The 21,028-nt window shown below is 44.4% G+C and carries 20 protein-coding genes; 8 read left to right on the top strand and 12 right to left on the bottom strand.

The annotated features are described in order from the left end of the window. The first annotated feature begins 24 nt into the window (after positions 1-24). The 4 genes from rodA to ACYQ4O_RS02605 are packed head-to-tail and all read left to right on the top strand — an operon-like array spanning position 25 to position 3,881. A complete protein-coding gene (rodA, locus tag ACYQ4O_RS02620; RefSeq protein ID WP_308512973.1) occupies positions 25-1,107 on the top strand; it encodes a rod shape-determining protein RodA in 1,083 nt (360 codons plus the stop codon). Between the two features lie 22 nt (positions 1,108-1,129). After that, positions 1,130-2,257 carry a septal ring lytic transglycosylase RlpA family protein gene (locus tag ACYQ4O_RS02615; protein WP_460174663.1) on the top strand — a complete coding sequence of 376 codons (1,128 nt, stop codon included), beginning with the start codon at positions 1,130-1,132 and terminating at the stop codon, positions 2,255-2,257. After that, positions 2,257-3,678 (top strand): M20/M25/M40 family metallo-hydrolase, encoded by a 1,422-nt coding sequence (locus tag ACYQ4O_RS02610; protein ID WP_460174662.1) that lies wholly within the window; start codon positions 2,257-2,259, stop codon positions 3,676-3,678. The genes ACYQ4O_RS02615 and ACYQ4O_RS02610 overlap by 1 nt, the downstream gene beginning before the upstream one ends. After that, the gene (locus ACYQ4O_RS02605; RefSeq protein WP_308512912.1) at positions 3,675-3,881 is read left to right on the top strand and encodes a hypothetical protein; all 207 of its coding nucleotides are present in this window, start codon (positions 3,675-3,677) and stop codon (positions 3,879-3,881) included. Before ACYQ4O_RS02610 ends, ACYQ4O_RS02605 begins: the two co-directional genes overlap by 4 nt. A gap of 103 nt (positions 3,882-3,984) precedes the next feature. Here ACYQ4O_RS02605 and ACYQ4O_RS02600 read toward each other — a convergent pair whose 3' ends face one another. From ACYQ4O_RS02600 to ACYQ4O_RS02575, 6 genes are all read right to left on the bottom strand, one after another. Then, positions 3,985-5,304, bottom strand: a complete 1,320-nt coding sequence (locus ACYQ4O_RS02600; RefSeq protein ID WP_460174661.1) for an anaerobic C4-dicarboxylate transporter family protein — start codon at positions 5,302-5,304, stop codon at positions 3,985-3,987. A 291-nt stretch (positions 5,305-5,595) separates the two neighbouring features. Next, a complete protein-coding gene (locus tag ACYQ4O_RS02595) occupies positions 5,596-6,570 on the bottom strand; it encodes a LysR family transcriptional regulator (protein WP_460174660.1) in 975 nt (324 codons plus the stop codon). Positions 6,571-6,611: 41 nt separating this feature from the next. After that, positions 6,612-7,094: an EamA family transporter gene (locus ACYQ4O_RS02590; RefSeq protein ID WP_460174689.1), complete on the bottom strand. Its 483-nt coding sequence runs from the start codon at positions 7,092-7,094 to the stop codon at positions 6,612-6,614. Next, positions 7,030-7,563 (bottom strand): DMT family transporter, encoded by a 534-nt coding sequence (locus ACYQ4O_RS02585; protein WP_460174659.1) that lies wholly within the window; start codon positions 7,561-7,563, stop codon positions 7,030-7,032. The genes ACYQ4O_RS02590 and ACYQ4O_RS02585 overlap by 65 nt, the downstream gene beginning before the upstream one ends. A gap of 16 nt (positions 7,564-7,579) precedes the next feature. Further along, positions 7,580-8,653 (bottom strand): lyase family protein, encoded by a 1,074-nt coding sequence (locus tag ACYQ4O_RS02580; protein ID WP_460174658.1) that lies wholly within the window; start codon positions 8,651-8,653, stop codon positions 7,580-7,582. 13 nt (positions 8,654-8,666) lie between these two features. Further along, positions 8,667-10,100 carry a lyase family protein gene (locus ACYQ4O_RS02575; RefSeq protein WP_460174657.1) on the bottom strand — a complete coding sequence of 478 codons (1,434 nt, stop codon included), beginning with the start codon at positions 10,098-10,100 and terminating at the stop codon, positions 8,667-8,669. A gap of 273 nt (positions 10,101-10,373) precedes the next feature. Between ACYQ4O_RS02575 and ACYQ4O_RS02570 the strand changes: the two genes are divergently transcribed. After that, positions 10,374-11,183, top strand: coding sequence for an alpha/beta fold hydrolase (locus tag ACYQ4O_RS02570; RefSeq protein ID WP_460174656.1), 810 nt, complete (start codon positions 10,374-10,376; stop codon positions 11,181-11,183). A 105-nt stretch (positions 11,184-11,288) separates the two neighbouring features. After that, a complete protein-coding gene (locus tag ACYQ4O_RS02565) occupies positions 11,289-12,269 on the top strand; it encodes a DMT family transporter (RefSeq protein WP_460174655.1) in 981 nt (326 codons plus the stop codon). A 59-nt stretch (positions 12,270-12,328) separates the two neighbouring features. On the opposite strand, the gene ACYQ4O_RS02560 is transcribed toward ACYQ4O_RS02565, so the two are convergent. The 3 genes from ACYQ4O_RS02560 to ACYQ4O_RS02550 form a co-directional block, all read right to left on the bottom strand. After that, complete coding sequence (locus tag ACYQ4O_RS02560; RefSeq protein WP_308512904.1) at positions 12,329-13,276, bottom strand: SPFH domain-containing protein; 948 nt, start codon at positions 13,274-13,276, stop codon at positions 12,329-12,331. Positions 13,277-13,287: 11 nt separating this feature from the next. Next, complete coding sequence (locus ACYQ4O_RS02555; protein WP_066594417.1) at positions 13,288-13,719, bottom strand: NfeD family protein; 432 nt, start codon at positions 13,717-13,719, stop codon at positions 13,288-13,290. 150 nt (positions 13,720-13,869) lie between these two features. Beyond that, positions 13,870-14,832: an agmatinase gene (locus ACYQ4O_RS02550; RefSeq protein WP_066594415.1), complete on the bottom strand. Its 963-nt coding sequence runs from the start codon at positions 14,830-14,832 to the stop codon at positions 13,870-13,872. Positions 14,833-14,945: 113 nt separating this feature from the next. Between ACYQ4O_RS02550 and ACYQ4O_RS02545 the strand changes: the two genes are divergently transcribed. Further along, on the top strand, positions 14,946-15,917 hold the full coding sequence (locus ACYQ4O_RS02545) for a LysR family transcriptional regulator (protein ID WP_460174654.1): 972 nt from the start codon (positions 14,946-14,948) through the stop codon (positions 15,915-15,917). A 105-nt stretch (positions 15,918-16,022) separates the two neighbouring features. Here the strand turns inward: ACYQ4O_RS02545 and ACYQ4O_RS02540 are convergent, their stop codons facing one another. Continuing rightward, positions 16,023-17,462, bottom strand: coding sequence for an aspartate ammonia-lyase (locus ACYQ4O_RS02540; protein WP_460174653.1), 1,440 nt, complete (start codon positions 17,460-17,462; stop codon positions 16,023-16,025). Positions 17,463-17,600: 138 nt separating this feature from the next. Between ACYQ4O_RS02540 and ACYQ4O_RS02535 the strand changes: the two genes are divergently transcribed. Beyond that, positions 17,601-18,566 carry a LysR family transcriptional regulator gene (locus ACYQ4O_RS02535; RefSeq protein WP_308512901.1) on the top strand — a complete coding sequence of 322 codons (966 nt, stop codon included), beginning with the start codon at positions 17,601-17,603 and terminating at the stop codon, positions 18,564-18,566. 25 nt (positions 18,567-18,591) lie between these two features. Here the strand turns inward: ACYQ4O_RS02535 and ACYQ4O_RS02530 are convergent, their stop codons facing one another. Together ACYQ4O_RS02530 and ACYQ4O_RS02525 are read right to left on the bottom strand one after the other, a co-directional pair. Further along, positions 18,592-19,572 carry a LysR family transcriptional regulator gene (locus ACYQ4O_RS02530; RefSeq protein WP_460174652.1) on the bottom strand — a complete coding sequence of 327 codons (981 nt, stop codon included), beginning with the start codon at positions 19,570-19,572 and terminating at the stop codon, positions 18,592-18,594. A 228-nt stretch (positions 19,573-19,800) separates the two neighbouring features. Further along, a complete protein-coding gene (locus tag ACYQ4O_RS02525) occupies positions 19,801-20,877 on the bottom strand; it encodes a substrate-binding domain-containing protein (RefSeq protein WP_460174651.1) in 1,077 nt (358 codons plus the stop codon). Between the last annotated feature and the right edge of the window lie 151 nt (positions 20,878-21,028).

The following is a 21,028-nucleotide window of genomic DNA, read 5'->3' as shown; positions in this document are numbered from 1 at the left end:
TATAAAAAGGCCGCTATCGGCTTAATGGAGTTTTTGTTGGCCATTGACTGGCCTTTGCTTGTGATTGTCTCTCTTCTGACTGCGGTGGGCTTTGTGGCGCTGTATTCTGCGGGATACAGCTTCCCATGGCGTATCGAGGGGCAAATTCGAAATATTGCTGTAGCAGCGGCTGCTATGCTGGTGGTTGGCTTAGTCCCGATGAAGTGGGTAAAGAACATGTCTGTGCCTATTTACGTCATCGGGATCTTGCTGCTGCTGGCAACTTTGCTGTTTGGCGTCACCATTAAGGGTGCGACGCGCTGGCTTGATATTGGAGTGGGCAGAATTCAGCCTTCCGAGATTATGAAAATTGCCGTCCCTCTGTTTATTGCCTGGTATTTCCAGGTGAGAGACGAATACTTGCGGTGGTGGGATTACGTGATTGCATCCCTTTTCTTGGTCATTCCTGTGGCATTAATCTTGAAGCAGCCTGACCTTGGAACTTCTATCTTGGTATTCTGCGCCGGTTTTGCGGTCATCTTTTTTGCCGGACTCAGCTGGAAAGTTTTGGCGGCTTTAGTCTGCGGTGTTTTGGTCTCGATCCCGATTGCGTGGACTATGATGTACGACTATCAGAGACAGCGCGTGCTGACTTTGTTGGATCCGAGTTCAGATCCTCTCGGTGCAGGCTTCCATACCATTCAAGCCATTATTGCGATTGGGTCAGGCGGGATAGTCGGCAAAGGCTGGATGAACGGTACACAAGCTCACCTAGACTTTATTCCGGAGAGAACCAGTGACTTTTTATTTGCCGTTTACTCGGAAGAGTTTGGATTTTTGGGCGATGTGGGTCTTCTGATTTTGTATTCGGCTTTGATTTTCAGAACACTTTACATCGCCTGCCGTGCTAAGACCTTATTTGAGCGCTTAATTGCGGGTGCAATCGCGGCAATCTTTTTGATGTACTCTTTCGTGAACATGGGCATGGTCAGCGGAATTTTGCCCGTGGTAGGCGTACCTTTGCCGTTTATGAGCTATGGCGGAACGGCATTTCTTATACTCGGTATTTGCTGTGGCTTGTTGATGCGCATTTCTGCCGGAAGCAGAAGAAGACCGCGCAAGAAATAGTTTTTGTTGTCAGGAGAGAAGGATGAGAATCGTAGGTTGGATAGCGATATTTGCTGCATTTTCACTTCTTACGGCTTGTTCTTCAAATAAAGGCGGTAAGTATTTCGAAGATGACGGTCCTCCCGGAGTATTTTCTTTATCGAAAATGGACATGCGTGATGCCACGCCGGTTGTCGAAAAACCCATTGCTGCCACTAACAAACCTTATACGGTGATGGGCAAGCGCTACTATCCCGTCACCGGGGATAAGTCCATGGTTCAGATCGGCTACGGTTCTTGGTACGGTAAAAAGTTTCATGGTAAGAAGACTTCTTCGGGAGAAGTCTATGACATGTACAAAATGACGGCCGCCCATAAGACAATGGAACTTCCGAGCTACGCTAAAGTGACGAATCTTGAGAACGGCAGATCCGCTATTGTTCGCGTTAATGACCGAGGTCCTTTCTTGCATAACAGAATCATCGATCTGTCTTATGCTGCGGCGACTAAACTTGGCTATGCCGGTAAAGGGACGGCAAAACTAAAAGTAGAAAGAATTACGCGAGAGCAAATCGCCAAGGGTGAATGGGATAATGATTCCGCAGTCCGCAAGACTCTTCTTGCGGCAGCACCGGTTATTGTGCCGATACTGAAGTCCAACAGTAAAACGGCCACGGCTGCGGAGACTGGTCAGACCATTTCCGAAGCCTCTGAAAGCGACTTGGCAGACCAAGCCATCAGTCGTCTGATTCAAGAAAAGAAAGAGCCGACTCCTATCCTTACAGCAGAGACTATCTCGGTATCTGAGGAGAAGGCACCGGACCAGAACAATAAGTCAGAAGTGAAATATATCGAGGAAGGCGTGTTTGTCATGGCTGACGGCTCTTCCGGGGTCGGTAAGGTAGAAAAGGTTGTTCACAAGGCCGAGGCGAGCGGTTATTCCGTTCAGTTGGGTGTTTTTAAATCACAGCCTAATGCTGAGAACCTCAAAAAGAAGATTGAATCCGTTTTGAAGGAAAACACTCTTCCAACGGCTAAGATTGTGGATAAGGATGGTTTATATCGTGTGTTAGTCGGCGGTAACTTTCAGCACGATGCGGCTAAGGAACTTAGCCTGCAGCTTAAAGATCTGCTCCATCAAAATGCCGTAGTAGTCAAGGATATGAACTGATGATAGAGAAAATCTTCGAACAAGTTAAAGATAAGTGGAATCAGACGACAGAGCAAGGCATAAAAGATTTTATTGAGATTCCGGCTCTCTCTCCTGATTTTGATAAAAAGTGGGAAGAAAACGGAGTACTTCTCAAGGCCGTAGAGTTTGCTAAGGATTGGGTTGAAAAACAAGATATTAAAGGTCTCTCCACGAAAATCGTTCAGGAAGAAGGCTTTCCTCCGTGTCTTTACGTAGAAATTGAAGCCAGCGAGGGAAACACGGCAAAAGAGTCTGTATTTCTTTACGGACATTTGGATAAGCAGCCTCCTAACCTTGGGTGGGATGAGGATAAAGGTCCTTGGAAACCTGTTGTCCAAGATGGAAAACTTTACGGCCGGGGTGCAGCCGACGACGGTTATTCCTTCTTCTGCTCCTTATCCGCAATGAAGGCACTGCAAGAATTAAATATTTCTCATCCTCGCTGCGTAGGCCTATTTGAAACCTGCGAAGAGTCAGGCTCTGCCCACTACGAAACCTATCTGAAGCACGTGGAAGAGCAGTTGGGCGACATTGGTCTGGTTGTAGCTTTAGACAGCAGCTGCGGGGATTATGACCGTTTGTGGATTACAAATTCTCTCCGTGGAATGATTGGCGGCGCTATTAAAGTCGAGGTGCTGAAAGAGGGAGTGCACTCCGGAGAGGCCAGCGGGATTGTTCCGAGCTCCTTTATGATTCTCCGCAGTTTGCTTGACAGAGTCGAGGATTCAAAGACCGGGAAGGTCATTGGTATTCCTTTCCATACCGTTTTGACCAGCGATATTCTTAAGCAAAGCAAGAAAATTGCCAAGATTTTAGGTGATAAAGCTTGGGAACAATTCCCGTGGGCCGGAGAGACTTCTCCGCTCTGTGATGAGCCGATGGAATGCATCTTGCGTAGAAATTGGGAACCGGCATTGACGGTTACGGGAGCCGACGGGATACCTTCAGTAGAAAACGGGGGAAACGTTTTAAGACCTTGGACGAAAATCAAGATTGGCATGAGACTGCCTCCGAATGTGGAAGCTTCCTTAGCTTCTCAGGCATTTAAAGATGTTGTTACGGCACATCCACCGTTTAATGCCAAGGTGGATTATGAGCCCGTTGTGATGAGCAACGGTTGGGTTGCTAAAGAGCCGAAAAAGTGGCTGAAGAAATCTTTCAAAAAGGCCTCTAAGTCATTGTGGGGCAATGATTTCTGTTATTTGGGAATGGGTGCTTCCATCCCGTTGCTCAACGTTTTCTCCAGAGAATGGCCGAGTGCTGAATTCGTAGTTGCCGGGGTGTTAGGACCCAAATCGAATGCACATGGTCCCAATGAGTTCCTGCATATAGATTATGCTCAGAAGCTGACGGCTAGTGTGGCATATATCATTGCGAAGATGGCAAAGGCAGAGGAATGAGAAGAGACGTAGTAACACAGGTAATCGTGGAGTATTCGGACGGATGTGAAAATTTCGCGACCAAACTTGAGGCTGAAAGATTTATCAATGCCAATTTGGATATTGAGGAACCTCGTGCCGCATGGCTTGAAGAAATTAACGGCAAGAAAAAATACGATTATCGGTTAGTAGAAGACGGGGGAGAGATTCATTTAGTTGATTAATTTGAAGATGAATCCCTAGAGAAATCATTCAGACTTCCGATCTTCTGACCATAAGAAACCCGGCTGCGGCCGGGTTTCTTTTAGCTAGCTCGTAAAGGTTTTATTAAATTACGAACAATTGGACGATTGCAAAGGCAGACAACACTGCAATGGCTACCATCAAAATGCCGGGTAACTGGAAGGAGTGATTAAGGACGTATTTGCCAATATAAGTAGTACCGGAACGGTCCATACCAACTGCAGCCAATGCTGGGCCGGAAGTCGGGAGAATGAACAAGCAGTTAACAGCCGGGAACATTGCAATCAAGTACCAGGGGTTAATGCCAAGAACAAATCCCAGAGGCATGATGGCACGAGTAGTAGCACCTTGACTTGCCAACAAGGCAGACATACCGGCAAGAATGAATGAGAACAGCCAGGGAGCGGTTTGCGCTAATTGCCCAGCAACCTGAAGGAAGATTTCCTTATTAGCAGCAATGAAGGAGTCAGCCATCCAAGCAACACCAAATACGCATCCGAGAGAAACAACGGCAGCTTCCATGACGGGGCTCTTAACAACTTTTTTAACATCAGGTTTGCAGAAGAGCATCATGAGAGCACCGGCTGCGAGCATGACCGCTTCGATTACAAGTGCCATTCCAACGCCCTTGGTTTGACCCGGAAGTACTCTTAGTTCAGGGAAGAAGCCGGCTGCAACGATGACAACGATGGCGCCCAAGAAGATAAGAACAGACCATAAAGCTTGCGGAGGAAGCTTGTGATTTGAGATTGGTTGAGGAGGAAGAACAAGACCGGCTTTCAAACGTGCTTGATATTCTGGATCGTCATCTAAACCCTTACCAAACAGAAGGCAGATTGCAGAGCCGAGAACAACGCCGATTAAGCAGGCTGGGAAGGTAATCATCAAGATTGAGCCTAAGCCAATATCTCCGTGATTGTTTTGAGCAAACAAACCAATCATAGCAGCCATAGCAGCGGCAATCGGGCTGGCAGTAATGCCTACCTGACCTGCAACCGCAGTTCCGGCCATAGCCTTTTCAGGACGTACACCTGCGTTGTAAGACACTTCATAAACCACTGGCAGAATAGCGTAGACAGCGTTTCCTGTACCAGCAAAGAATGTTAGGAAGAAGCTGACAACCGGAGCGATAACTCCGACCATTTTTGGTTTTGCGCGAATGATGCGGGCAGCAATTCTAACAAGAATGTCTAAGCCGCCGACAGCTTCCATACAGGCTGCGCACATGCAGACAGCCAAAATGATGAGCATAACGTCGATCGGAGGGGCAGTAGGAAATACACCGAAGCATACGCCCAATACAACTAAGCCCAAACCGCCCCAAAAACCTAGAGCTAAGCTCCCGTGACGGACGCCCATGAAAATGGCTCCGAAGACGATAAGTAGTTCAATAAGAGTAATCATAAAAGCAGAAGGTACAGAGTCCTGAGACCTTCTTCCTCCTTGGATTGATAGTTGTTTTAGAAAGATGGTGCCCAAATATTCTCAAGACCTTAAATATTTGGTTCATATCCATTTTCTGAGAACCTCTGTCCGTTTGCACTTCTAATAATCCAAATTACATCGTGCCTATAAATTTGATTTATGGTTAGAGCAACGGGCGGATGATGCGCTCTTCAATGGAATGACACCACTCTAAAAGCGGGGATACGAGCAGCCAAGAAAATGAAGAGAGGTTTCTTTTTTAATTAAGTTCTACTTAATTTGTTTAGCGAGTTGAAAGAGTTCTGTATATTTAAAAAGTTCTTTTAAAAGCGGTTTAATTTCAGATTGAAGAACCGATTTGCATACCGACTCAATGGTATTAACTTCTGAGATAAAAAAATTCTCTTTACTCATCAAATAAAGGTGCCGGTCAAAACTTCCTTTAGGAAGCGGAAGTAAAGACACGCTAAGTTTGTCCTTTCGCGAAGCTAAGAGTGTTGAAGGGCGCGTTATCGCCCACCCTATTCCTGATTCAATCAATGAAATCATTATTTCATCAGAATCAATTTGATAGGGAGAAAAAAAATGAAGCCTGGAACTGCTTAAGAACCTCTCATTCAGTCTTTTTGCCTCACTCGATTCTGATGAAGAAAGAAGAGGCAGCTCTAGCTTTTGAAGGTCTTGCCAACTCCATTGTTTTTCAATTTCTCCAAATTTCGGAGGAAGGACAATTAAGGAAGGTTCCGTGAAGATCTTTCTACGGTAGAGCCCGCTTATTTCATCAAAGGAACCGCTGACCAAAATTACATCCAACTCGTTTGATATGAGCTTCTTGATAAGAATTCCTGAATTTGCGGTGATCTGTGAAAACTTAGAAAGACTGTCTCCAAAATGATTAATAAGAGCAGGGACGATGAAGCGGCATACACTGTCAACACAGCCAAAACGCAATGTAGGACGCAGATCTTTCTGAAGCCGCAGTTTCTTAATTTTTTCATCGATTGCTGCAGACATTACTAATAATTCTTCTCTCAGAAGTAGAGCTTCTGGCGTAGGAACAATCGGACGTTTAGTTCTGTCAAATAAAGGAAAGCCAAGTTCTGACTCAATACCTTTAATCGTTTTGGATAGAGCGGATTGTGAAATACCCACAGTCTCGGCTACATTGGAGAAACTTTGTGCCTCACAAAGAAGAAGAAAAGCACGCCAGCTCGGCTTCAAGGCTCCGGTTTCTTGTAGCTTCATGAAAATCTGCTCCCCATTTCTTCCAATGAGAAACTAGTGTACTAGACATCGGGAATTGTTGAAGAGCTCTGTATTTGCGAGATTTCTTGAGCCTTTGGATTAGAAGGTTTCTTCGGCTCTTTGGCAAAAAATACCAGAACAATGATAGATAAAAGGACGGAGGCAATTCCAAGTAGGGTTGTAAGCGAAGTTTCCTCCTTAAGAAGGAAGATGCCCCAGCAGACGGCACCTAAAGGCTCGGCCAAACAAAGAGTGGATGCGACGGCAGGACTTACAAGTCTGGCGCCTGAGGTTAAGAATGCAAATGCCATTCCTCCTGTAAATATACCGAGTCCAAGACAAACGAATATTCCGTTTAAAGAAGAGTAGGTCCAGGAAATAGGAAAGATAAAGAGGACGGGAGAGAGTGCTACGGCAATGATGGCAAGAATCAGCATAACTGCAGCATCGCTATCCAGCTTATCTCCGAGTTTTGAGCTGAAATTGATGTAGGCAGCATACGTCAACCCGTCGGTGAGGAGTATCAGGATAAAGAATAGTCTGGACTGATTTAGGTCGCCCCCATTGATAAGCGCGACTCCCGCTATGGCTAAAAAGGTAGCAGCGTACCAAGCCTTGGGGGGGGGAAATCTTGAAAAAAATTCTGGAAATAATGGCAGCAAATATCGGAGCAGAACCAATAGAGATCACAGCACCGGCAGCTACGCCGATATTGGCCATTCCCGTGAAGAAGCAAAGCTGACCTATCAGAAGGAAAATTGCACAGATGAAAAGTGATTTCCAAGGCAGGTCTTTGTAGCTATGGGGAAGCTTTTTAAAAGCTCGGCACCAGAAATAAAGGAATAAGGATCCGATGATCATTCGCATCTCCGTGATGATGAATGGATTGGACCCTTCCGGGGCAAGAGCTTGTAGAGTCCCGCTGATGCTGAAACAAAGCGCACTTAGCAGAACAAGGAGAACGCCTTTGATATAAGAACCACTGATATTCATTGTGACCTCTGAAAACTTAAGCCTTTTTGTTAATTTCCACGCCGCTAATGCATAGGTTGGTAAAGCAATCAATGGAACGCCTTAATAGTTCAACGCTTTGAAGGTAAGCCTTTAGAGAGAGAGAGGAGGTAGAAGCTGTCTCTAGCCATCCTGATTTGAGAGACATGCTGATGCCGGCGTGATCTGCATCCACTTGATCACATGTTCCGTAAATCATTTCTGCAATAACCGGATTCAGCTTTCCCGGCATGATGGAAGAACCGGGGGCAACTGCCGGAAGTGTTATTTCACTCAAGCCGCCTCTAGGACCGGAAGCTCGAATTCTGAGGTCGTTTGCAATTCTCCAAACCTGCGTGGAGAGGCCTTGCAGCAGAGCGTGCGAGTTAAGCAGCTTGACTCCGAAGTTCAAGAAATCTAAATGTCCCTGCAGATTGTCTAGTTTCATCCCAAACTGTTTTTCCAGCTCTTGTCCTAGGGCGTTCTGAAATCCCGGTATGTCTGTCGGAGCCTCTTCTAAACCTGGTCTGAAGGAGGTTAAATAATTGATATTCCAGCGGCTAAGTGAGCAGCCAATAAGTTCGGCTTGTTCGGAAATACCTTGCTCGAATATCTCGAATACGCTGGAGAAATTAATTTCATCTGCATCCCTCAAGTGGTCTCTTGCATATGTGTATTCTTTGGAAAAGGCTTTGGCTTTTTGCAAAAGCGTCTTTTTTAGATTGGTTGTTGAGTCAAGCAAAAGCCGAAGTTCTCGAAGAATGACATACTCTTTGGCAGTTAAGAAAAGCGCGTAGGGTGAATATCCCGCGGTTAAGGCCTCTCTGGCCTCAAGCTGTAAATTTCCAGGAATTTTTGATATGACGTCTTCAAGAATTTCCTTTGTCAAAGATAGATCTGAATTTCCTAAGATCTTCCAATCAAATGGAGCCTGCATAGCCCTCCGAATAGCTTCTTCAATTGCTCGAGAGGTGTCTTCAGAAACGAGTCCGATTTTGGATTTTGCGGTTACAATTACCTGAAGGATGGAGAGTATGGCACGAGGATATTCAGGGTAAGCGGACCATGTAATTGAGCTGGTAAGGTTTTTCATTTAGTGCCTCAACTTACTTAATGTTTCTCAAGGAACCGTATTTGGCAAACATCTGAACTAATGCCTCTCTGTCGATTAGTTTTTGGATATCGAATAGATCGTTTGCTTGCTCTTGAGTCAGAAGATTTTCTTCCAAAGCAGCCTCTCGACAAGAGATGCCTTCATTCCAAGCACGATGAGCAATTCTGGTACCGACCTGATATCCGAACAATGCACTGACCATCGTGGCCAAAGATGTTGACATTTCTGCATTCGTATTTACTTTTTCTTCATTTACCGTGATGCCGGAAATACAATCTTCTGCGAAGATTTTGAAGCCCTCCGTAATGTTGTCCAATGTTTCCATTAGACCCATGAAGCTTGGACTGTCTGTGATGGCTTCATCACTGTCATTTTCATTGACTGTTAAAGTAGCAGCCTGATCGGTAATAATGGACTGCTGCATAATTTCGAACATGAGCTGAGGCACCGAGGAATAATCCTCGTCTGCTTTTTGGGGAAGATTGATTTCTCCGAAACCGTGTTTCGGGCCTGATGAAAGGATACAGAGATCTTTAGAAATTCTTCCTGCCGCACAGCAAAGAGCTTTCAACAGACCTGCGAGGACAAGTGAATGGTCACAGTTTTGCATACCGTCAAAAGCCGCACTGTCCTGAATGACTTCCTCGTCCCATGAAGGCCACTGAACTTTCCAACCTAATACCTGGGAGAGGTTGTCCATAATATGTTCGGAATAGCCGGGCATTTGGCCCATTCCTGTACCGAGGACTGTTGCGCCTAAAACTACACTCGTGTACTCATCGCGATAGTCAGCAAGTCTGTTCTTCAAGCGATGAATCATGTGCTGCCAACCGCCAAAAACTTGACCGAAAGTATTGGGTACGGCATCTTGTAAACAGGTCCGACCGAGCCTTACGATGTTTTTGAATTCTTTAGCTTTGTGACCTAACGCGTCTTCCAACAGCTGGACGGATTCTAGGGCCTCGCCAATCTGTCTGTATAGAACAATGGACTGTACGGTCGGATAGACATCGTTGGAGGACTGACACATATTCACATGAGTGTTGGGATGGACTTCTTCATAGCCCTTGTGGCCAGTCAATATTTCATTGGCTCTATTAGCAATGATTTCATTGACATTCATGTTGGCCCCTGTTCCGTGTGAGCGCCAAACATTGATTGGAAACTGATCTTGGAATTTACCGGCAATAATTTCATCACAAGCTTGAACGATGACTTCCGCCTTAGCTTTCTCTAAGGCACCAATTTGTTGATTAGTTATTGCACAAGCTTTCTTTATCTCTGCAAGGGCTCTCTGGATTCGTGGAAGTTCGCAGAAAGTGTGATTGGTGACGTTGTGATTGGCTGCGCATCTGACAGTTTGAATGCCGTAATAAGCGTTGTCAGGAACCTCAAGCGTTCCTAAAGAATCTTTCTCTAATCGCATGACGTTGAACCTAAGATAGTTTGTTTTCTAAACTTTAAACTTAAGTACGAAAGGTTTTCTTTTTAGAATTAAAAAGACTACTAACTATAACTATACTTCATAATAAAAACAGACTACAAAGAGTCTAAACATATAGTTCATTTTTGAGAGGCCGAGGAAGTGCTGCTACCTCGGTTAAAGAACCAAAGGTCATGGATATACCTTAGGCACATTTGTAAGCCAAAAGATTAAACTGAAAAGACTTTCCCAAAAATTTCCTCATCGGAGAAGAGAATGAGTTTTTTATCTGATATGACTGAGAGCATGTTTTTCCGAGGAACATCGCTCCCTTATTGGAGCGCTCAGCATTACGGTTTAACAGCTGAGTATGGTGAGGCATCCATTTCAGATAAAGAGTCGGTTTGCTATCAAGTTCTCCAGCCAAGGTTATCTAAAGGGCAGTCTTGCAGAGGTTTTGTTCTCTTTTTCCATTCGGGGCAATTCAACATGTCCTACAACTTGCAGCAAGTCGCTTATTTGGCATTGGAAGGATATGCAGTAGGTCTCTTTGATTATCGCGGTATCGGCCATAGTCAAGGTTCAACGACTCTTGCCGGTATTGCCACAGACGGGGAAACTGCTTGGAAAGCCATAAATGAGGTTCCGGGAAATCTAGAAAAATACTGCATGAATCGTTTGGCTGTTCTGGGCCAAGGCGTAGGCGCAGATGCCGCCCTTCGTTTTGCTGCCGCTCATCCAAGCGAAGTGAAAGCGTTGGTTGTTGAGTCTATCTATGCGACCAGAAAAGGTTGGCTCAAAGAGAGGTACGGGCCCGTTGTTGGGGATGTGATTTCTAAATTACTTAAATCCGACGCATTGGAGCCGATGGAAGTACTTCCAACGATTCAATGTCCGTTAGTGGTTGTTAAACCTCAGAAAGATGACTTCGTTAGAAAAACGGAGCAGGCGCTGCTATCGGCAGTGCTGCCTGAACAAGCTGAAGTTTGGGACGTCCCGGGAAAGAGTTACCTTGGAGTTTTTTCAGACAATAATTCACCTTTCCGAGGCAGACTAGCAGAGTTCTTAAAACAGTCCTTCAAGTAGCCAAAGCATAAAAATTATTTATTGAACTTCCTTAAATTTTTAAATAAGGGACACCTAAGCAGCTGAACAATAGTACAGTGGTATCTCCTTCGGAGAATATAAAAAATGCTGTTAGGTGTTGGATTTGGCCTCCTTGCTTGTGCTCTGTGGGGCCTTACTTACTTGCTCCCGATTGTCCTTCCGGGCTATGACACTTTATATATTTCCATTGCAAGAGCCATAGTAATGGGGTTGACTGCGTTGCTCGGACTTTGGATCCAAAAGACGTACCTTTCTAAGATCAGTTTCAAAGATTGGAAGTTCGCTTTTGTGCTGACAATGATTGGCAACCTTATTCAGCCGTGGTTCCTGTTTACAGCGATTCAGTATGCAGGTGTACCTCTTGCAGCAACTTTCTTTGGCTTAATCCCTGTGCTGGTCGCTATTATTGCTAACGAAAGAGACCGGAAAAAAGGCAAACGTTACCTGCCTAATTCTCAGCTGGTTTTCCCGCTCGGCTTGATTCTTCTCGGATTGGCCTTTTCTAACTATAACGGCCTAGTCGAGTCCTTTTCTTCAGGAAATAGCGCGGTGAATTTCGCTATCGGAACCGCTTTTGCAATTGCATCCACGGTTGCTTGGACTTGGTACCCTATCAAAAATGCGGATTGGCTGTTAGAACATCCGAAAGTTAGTCCGGTGTTTTTCACAAGCATGCAGTGCAGTCTTCTGCTTCCTTTCGGGCTGGTTTTATATGTACTGGTATGGTATCTGAAGGGCGATATGCCCCAGTTCTTAGGCCCTCAGCCGGTCGACTTCGTAGGATGGAGTCTTTTTGCCGGTGTCATGTGTTCTTTTGTAGCAACGGCACTCTGGAATGCTATGAGCCAAAGAGTTCCGACAGCTCTCGTTGGTCAGATGCTGGTTTTCGAAACTATTTTTTCTGTGGTATGGGCCCATGTCTATGAGTGGAAGCTTCCTCCGGTCTCTCTTGTGGTTGGAATGGCCTGCCTTGTCGGCGGAGTTGTTTACGCATTAAAACTTTTCAGTGCTCTGGAAGAGAAAGATAAAAACGAGATTGTCCACGAATTGCCAACGGAAATTTAGAAGAAAAATTGGATGGAGAAGTTGGTCTTAAAACTTCTCTCATCCAAGGAAGGAAGAAATTACTGTTGAGCTTTGGTTTCTTTGACGATAGTCATGGCAGTGGCAATCATTGAGCCCATGTCGGCAAAGTTAGCAGGCAGAAGCATGGTATTGTTGGTTTTAGCGACATTTCCAAAGGCTTCTACGTATTTTTCCGCTACTTGAAGGTTAACGGCAGCTATGCCGCTTGGCTGGGCAATTGAGTCGGCTACTACACGGATGGCTTCAGCTTGTGCTTTGGCAACTGCTTCGATGGCTCTGGCCTCTCCTTCCGCTTTATTAATTGCAGCTTGCATTTCACCTTCCGATTGTGCGATTAAAGCGGCACGATTGCCTTCCGCAATATTGATTTCCTTTTGTTTTTGGCCTTCTGATGCCGCTACGACCGCACGTTTTTCCCTTTCAGCGGTAATCTGAAGCTGCATGGCTCTAAGAATTTCTTTTGGCGGTGTTAGGTCTTTGATTTCATATCTTAAGACTTTAACGCCCCACGTTTGAGCTGCTTCATCTACTGCCTGTACGACTCGCGCGTTAATTTCATCACGTTCTTCAAATGTCTTATCCAAAGACATGGTTCCAATAACACTTCTTAAAGAAGTTTGAGCTAGCTGGGTAATCGCCATCACATAGTCTGATGTTCCATAGCTGGCCAGCTCAGGGTTTGTGACTTGAAAATAGAGCACTCCATCGACTTGAAGTTGAGTGTTGTCTTTGGTAATGCAGATTTGGCTCGAGGTATCTAAAGGAATTTCTTTAAGGGAGTGACGGTAAGCGATTTTGTCAATTAAAGGGATGATGAAATTCAGACCCGGTTGCAAAACGGCATTAAATTTTCCAAAGCGTTCTACGACCCAAGCATCTTGTTGGGGAACTACCTTCACGGATTTGTAGATAAAAATGACGGCAAAGATAATTAAAACCGGAATGAGAGCCCCCCACTCCAATAACACAACATTTTCTGCTTCCATTCAAGTTCTCCTTATTTGTTATTGATAAATTTGATGATTAGTGTGTTTCCGGTCATGCCGATTATTTCCCATACGCCCGGAGTTGGAAGGTTCCCTTTGAGAGGGACGGCTTCCCAGTGAGACCCTCGGTAAAAGACTTTTGTTCTGCCGTACTTATCCCAATAATGGACTTCTACAAGCTGTCCTTCATTAATATTCTGAAGCTTTTCGGAATTGATTGTCTGCTTTAATGAGCTCTTCCTCCGGAGGCTGTAGAAAAGTACACCGATGACTGAAAATAGAACAAATCCCCAAGCTTGAGCTGTGAAAGAGTCGGTAAAAAGAGAAACCAGAAAAGCCAAAGCGGCGGCGATGCCGAGGATAAGAAGATAAGCTGTTCCGAGAAGCAAATCAGCGCATGCCAAGGATATGGCACAGATGAGCCAAAGATAAGTTAAGTTCATGCTTGTTCCTTAGGATTATCGTTTTTTCTAGTTGTTCTTTCCATGATAATGGAATGGTCCTCTTTGTCTAGAGAAGACTTTTCCTAGGAGAGCTCCTAAAAAAGAAAAGAGCGGCTTTCAACCGCTCTGTGCTTTTGTTAAGAAGAAAAGTTATTCAGCTTTTTTGTTTTTCAACAAACCTTTCTTTTCTCTTTCTTTCATGATGAAGCCCATGAAAGCCAGCATTGTCATAGCTCCCAGTCTTGGAGTGATGCCTGTCGGATCGTATTGAGGAGCAACTTCAACTAAGTCAAAGCCGATGACGTTGCCTTTTTTAGCGATGCCTTCGAGGACATCGGTGACAAAGTTGTAGTTCAAGCCTCCTGGAGAAGGAGAGCCAACACCAGGGGCGGTGCTCATGTCGTATCCGTCAATGTCAATGGTCACAAAATAATTCTTGGCTTCCGGAATCATCTTGATGACTTCCTGTGCTCCGAGTTCTAATGCTTTACGAGAAGGAATAACAACAGAACCATAAGCATAAGCGGCTTGAAAGTCTTCTCGGGTATTGCTGCCTAGACCTCTCATGCCGATTTGGCACATCTTTGTGAAATGTGGCATCTCGGAAATCATTCTCATTGGACTTCCGTTCGTCCAAGTTCTTTTTCCGAAGTCCAAGTGCGCATCAAATTGCACGATGCAAATGTCATCGTACATGTCCATTGCCATGGCTTGAGGGATGGTAACAGAGTGGTCTCCGCCCATCATGACAGGAATTGCACCTTTAGAAACGATCTTCCTGACAGCTTCTGTGACGTTTTCAAAGCTCTTGTGGAAATCCATCGGATCCATATCAACGTCTCCGGCGTCAACTACTTTGACCGGTGCTTCTAAATATTGCTCCATTCTTTCCGGATCCCAGAAGCCTGCGGGACCACGGCCGTAATGACAAGATACTTCACGGATTCTTCTTGGCCCGAACTTAGCACCGCTCAGGTAAGGAGCACCCATGTCGTAAGGAATTCCCATGACAACCATGTCGGCGTCGTCGATTTGGTCAAGATCTGTACAGATGGGATATTTAGCAAAGCTGGCAATGCCAGTAATAGGAAGATTGTGAATTACTTTCGGCATTCTTAGTTCCTTGAAAAATGAGGATTATGAAAAAAGTTTAGTTATTTATAATGAATTTGTGAATTAGAAGTGATTAATTTAATTAATAGTATTAGCGTTTACTTATGATGGCTATGGAAAACGATTCGCTCTTAGAGGATTCTCTTTTAACAAGGAATGCTGCAATTTTTCTTGAAGCGGCAAGCTCTCGCTCTTTTTCTTCCACTGCACAGCGTCTTCATGTCTCTCAGTCGTCAATTTCTCAGTCGATTAAAAGCTTTGAAACGAAACTGGGCTTCAGACTTTTTGAAAGAGACGCTCGTCCGTTACGACTGACGCATGAAGGAAGGCTATTACTTGCTGGTTTAGAAAAAGGTACACAAGAGTTAGGTGCCCTTTTACATCAGCTAAAAAACAAAGGTCAGACAAAACCTTTTTTGAAACTTGGAATGTTGGAATCTGTAGGTTCTTTCATAGGTGCGGATGTGGCCAAGGGGTTGTCTCAGGACATCAATGAGTTGGAAATCAAAACCGGTCCCTCGGATCGTCTTTTCTTCGCCCTCCTTAACCGTGAGATAGAACTCGGGGTTCTTTCCTCTCCAGTACTTTCTGACGATTCTCTTGCCTGGGATTTTTTATTTGAAGAGCCATGGGTACTTATTTTCCCTAGAGGCTTTGAAGTTCCTTCTCCTCTAACTTGGCAAGTGTTAAGCAAACTGGAACTCCCGTTCGTTCAGTATGGGAAAAATACTGCAAACAACAGAATAATCTCAACGTTTTTTGATCGTCTCTCTCTTCGGTTCTCCACGCGCTATAAAGTGGAGGATACCAATATGATCTTGAAATTCGTAAAGGCCGGTTTGGGTTGGGGACTCGTTCAGCCCTATGCTGTTTCGTCATTGGTTGGTTTGGAAGAGGTAACCATAGTAAAAGCACCCTCTCCGATATCACGGAGGAAAGTCTTTTTAGTCTCTAGAAATAGCTTTGACAAAGAATTGTTGGGGACCGTGAAGAACCTTCTTATCTATCTTATGCAAGAGAAGATTAAAGCCGAACTTTGTCCGATAATTCCTTGGATTTCAAGCGAGTATTTATTTGCAGAGTGAGACAAAGAAAAAAAGAGCCTCAGGCTTCAGAACCGAGGCTTGAGCTTTTTTATGGATTTCAAAAAGCTGGTATAAAAAACAGGAAGAAAGGAGTTTTCCTAAAAATTAAATAGCGTGCTTTTCTTTCTTGAAGGCGTCAACGACGGGTGCCATTGCATGAGGATTTGTCATCAGCATTGGATCAACCAACTTCTGCGCTTCTTCTTCAGTCATCAGACCCATTTCAATAACGGCTTCCTTAACTGTCTTATTGTTAGCTTCACAATAGTGAGCAACTTTTACGCCCATCGGATAGCCCAAAGCCGTAGCAACAACGGTTGATAGGGCGATAGAAGAGTTAGCTTCTTGGGCGCATCTTGCAGCGTTGGCTTTAATACCGTCTACACAATGAACACGCAAGATTTCAATTTCAGAGTTGACTAATTGGAAGCTTTCGAATAAGCATTTGTAGAATGTCGCATCCCAAACATTAAGGTCAAGTTCGCCTTCATCGTAAGCCATCGCTATAGCAACATCATTGCCGACAACCTGGTGAGAAATCTGAATAACCATTTCCGGAACTGTCGGATTGATCTTACCCGGCATAATGGAAGATCCAGGAGAAAGGGCCGGTAGTTGGATTTCCATGAAACCGGATCTTGGCCCAGAGCTCATAAGACGTAAGTCTTTGCAGATCTTAGACAAGGTCATGGCAACTTCTTTGACAGCACCGGACATTTCTACGATAAAGTCAGGATTTTGGAATCCGTCGAAGAGATCTTCCATCGGAGAAACTTTTTCACCGTATTGTTTGGTTAGCTCTTCATAGATAGCTTCTTTGTAGCCTGGTGCAGCGCTGAATCCTGTCCCAACAGCACTTCCGCCCATAACGATTTCGAAGCAACCAGGACGGAGATGTTGGAGTTTTCTAACCAAGCGTTCTGTAACGGATGCAAATCCGCCGAATTCTTGACCGAGGGTTAGAGGAAGCGCGTCTTGCCAGCATGTGCGGCCGACTTTAACGATATCTTTGAATTCTTCCTGTTTGTTTCTGAAGGATGTTGCAAGCTTGGTCAGTTCGCAGATCATTTTGTCTACACGGCCGATCATTCCAAGGTGTGTGGCAGAAGGAATGGTGTCATTTGTGGACTGTCCCATGTTCACATGCGTATTCGGGTGAACCTTGGATGTGCCTTTTTCGCCTGTAAGGATTTCGTTTGCACGGTTGCCGACAACTTCATTAACGTTCATGTTAACGCAGGTATAGCCGCCGCCTTGCCACATATCAAGGGGGAATTGATCGTTATACTTTCCTGTTAAAACTTCGTCACAGGCCTGGGCGATTGCGTCTGCAACTTCTTGAGACATTGCACCAATACGGCCGTTTGCTTTGGCTGCAGCTTTCTTGATCTGAGCTAACGCATAATGCATGTCGGGATAGAAAATGACAGGGAGGCCTGCACAGCCGGAAACTTTTTCCATGCGGTGCGTCTGGATGCCGTAGTAGTCGCTATCGGGGATCTGCATTTCACCGAGGCAATCTCTTTCAGTTCTGAAATTCGTCATTTATTTTCTCCATTGGATTCGAGAGAGTAAGCATAAAAATCTTTCTTGAATATGATTCTGTCAGAACTCTTCTTACCGGTCGATTAAAATGAGAAATACAATAAAGAAGATTCAGTTTTTCTTAACTTGGCTCCGCTTATGACTGAAAAAAAATGGATTGAAACTGATTTGTTAAGAGTCTTTTTAATAGTTTCAGAAGTCCGGTACTTGAAAGAAGCAGCCCATCGGTTGAATCAGACACCTTCGGCTATCAGCCAGAGCATTAAAGCCTTAGAAGAACATTTAAAAGTTAAATTATTTGAACGAGATTCTCGTCCGATGACTCTTACCGCGCCAGGGCGTCGCCTTTATTCTCAAGGCCAGGAGCTGATGCGGCTTTCGGAATCTTTGTACGATGAAATCCAAGATGAAGGCAAAAACTTAAGTTCTTTACGCCTCGGCCTAAGTGAATCTGCAGCCGGATCCTACGGACCATGGCTGATTAGCGATTTAAAAGGTAAAACTCATGAGCTGGAAGTTCAGTCCGGCTTAACTTATCCAATGAGCAGAGCCCTTCAAGCAGACAAAATCGATATCCTTCTTTCCCCTGAGGGACTTTTCGAAAACAATAGTTTCGAGAGGCTGGATTTGTTGGAAGAGGACTTTTTAGTCATCGTAAAGAAAGGAAGAGGAAAATTTTCAACGCTAAATGAGTTCCAACAGTTTGCTCTTACTCATCCTTTGATTGAATACAACAAACAAAGTTCCGACAGAATTCAAGTCGACAGAATTCTCCGCTCAATCGGGATGCATGCAAAAGTCCAGACCGCTGTCTCCACAAGTTATCTTTTAGTGGGTTTGGTGGCGGAGCTTGATGGATGGTCTATTGTTACACCCACAAATTTATGGACTTCCAGTAACTTCGTTCAAGATGTGGACTTTTTCACCATACCTGGGCGTCAGATGAGAAGGCAGTCCTGGATTATAGGAAAGAGCGGGGCGAGCAATCGGATGAGAACTGTGGTTCATGCAGCGGCAAAGAAGGCTATTCAGGATAACCTCATGCCAAAGATGGACAAAATTGTTCCGGGTCTATCATCGTTTATCCATCTTCTGTCTCATTGATTAAGTGTGCTTGATCGTTGCCGGCTCAACTGGCGCAATCATCGTTAAGATGGATGTGCTTTAACAATTCCGGCCACTCTTTAGCAATTTGCGGGAAGATTTCTTTTTTAAAGAGTTCTATGGATACCTTTCTGATTCTTTCTGCGATTGACGCATACCCATTTGACTGATAAAGAACAAAGTAACGACGGGTGGCTTCTACATTGAATTTAAAAAAGCTGACTTTGTTAGAAAATTCTTTTCCCATCCATATACTCAATGGCGGCAAAATGCACCATCCTCTTCTGTTGGAAATGAGGGACATCATGGCTTTGTTTGTATCAACTTCGATGCGCTGCACATCTTTAAAATGAAGTCCCCGATAAATTCTTTCGGACTGAACAAAATCGAAAGTTTCTTTGCCAAACCGCAGGTAAGGAAGATGTGACAGTTTTTCGTAAATTTCTTTGTAACAAGGACTTGGGCACGCCAGTATGTCTTTAGGGACCACAAAGAGAAATTCTTCAGTCAATAGAGGGAGAGCTTGAACGTTTTCTACTCCAATCATTGAATCGGAGGCCAATGCAATATCAATCTGGTTGCAGGAAAGCATCTGTGAAATGGTAGGGGTGCTTCCGGTTTTAACGCTTAGATTCTTGGTGAATTCTAAGGCAGCATTCATAAGACTTGGGCTCAGGGCAAAGCTCATGCAGTCTGAGCATCCCATTCTCAAATCAACCTTATGGCAGACAAGGGAGCTTTTAATGGATGGGGTGAGGCAATCAAATTGTTCTAAAAGATATGAGCCTCGATTCCACAGCATTCGTCCCGCTGTGGTTAGTTGAATAGGGCGGGTATTCCTATCAAAAACACTGGTACCAAGTATGGTTTCAATTTTTTTGATAGAGGCAGAGACCGCAGGTTGAGAGACACCGAGCGTCTGTGCGGCTCGACTCATGTTGCAGTCTTTTGCGGTCTCGAGAAATATTCTTAGACAGCCAATATCCAGCCCCGAATCTACAGTCATTTGTTCACTCCTAATTGGGCTATTACTTACCCCCATTTCCACGGGATAGTAAATACTGAAAGACTTTATCTAAGTTTTATCATTATTTGGGGTAATGATTGGTCTAACTGCGGGTAAAACCTAGTAGCACTTGCCTATGAGAGAGGAATTTCAACATCTGGATCTAGTGATTCTAAAGCTCGGAATTATGTCCGAGCGAAATATAAGTTTTCTGTTTTTGTTGAAAGCTTATTGAAAAATTTCTTCCGGACTGAGAATTTCTCCGACGTGGGAAAAGTCATAGCCCTGCAGCTGCTTCGAGTATGGCTCCCAATCAATGCCTTTTAAGAAGGATAAGAAATCTGTTCCTTTTTGAGAGGCTAAGAACTCTTTTTTGCAGGCAAGGTAATAGATTTCCTTTGCTAACGGAATGAAATCCAAGTGGAACTCTTCTGCGACATTGGCAGTACAGATTCCGGCATCAGCTCTGCTCGAAGCAATGGCAACTGCCGACATGGACGTCGATGCCGAGTAATTATCATATCCGCAGATATCAGAGGAGGGAAGGCCTGAGGCTTGTAAGAGCTTGTCAAAGAGAAGGCGCGTGCCGGTTCCTTCCTTGCGGTTGATAAATTTAGCTTTTTTGAAGGCAATATCCATGATGGAATATATTTTTTTTGGATTGCCTTTTGGTACGGCGAGGCCTTGGAGGCGCGTAGCAAACGTAATTACGGCCATGCTCTCAGGGTCCAGATAAGGCGAAAAGATTTTGCATGCTTGGCTGTCCTTTCCGGAGGAAAGGGGAAAGTTAAAACCGGCAATATCGCACTCATGATTATTCAAGCTTTTCAGCCCCTCAAGACTGGAACTGAAATTAACTTCCAGGTCTTCTCCTTTGTCAACGGCGATCTGGCGGAGAATGTCTATTGCCATATCCGGACAGCCGGAAATCTGGATTGGATTCCAGGTTTCCTTGATGGCTCTGGAGAATGTTTGCGCTATCCCTGCCTTCAAATCTAAAAGCTGTTTGTGATATTTGGCTTGAACCTCTTTATTCGCCCATAGAAGTCTTTCTGCAAAAGGCGTTAATTCTCCGTTCTTTCCTCTTCCACTGACCAAGAGATCAGCTCCAAGCTCTTTCTCCCATTCTTTGACTTCATTCCAGAGATGACGATATGAGTAGCCTAATTCTTTAGAAGCTGCGGTTAATGAGCCCGTGCGCTTAACAGCGTCAAGTAAGTCTAAAAGAGGATTGCTTAAAACTAATTTTGAATTTGGTTCTTTCTTAAACAAGGAGAAATTAAGTCTTACTTTGATAGGAGTCATTTGCAGAAACCTCACAGGAGAGAAATGTATTTTACTTCATAACTTTGGAATCAGATGTTTAATAACAGGATTTTGTTAGGGAAATTTTTTAATAAATTCATTTTGTATGAACAAAATATTCCTGTGTAATAATGGTAAATATGTACTTTAC

The sequence above is a fragment of the Turicimonas sp. TL08 genome (assembly GCF_054660695.1).
This window is presented reverse-complemented; position numbering and strand designations above follow the sequence as displayed.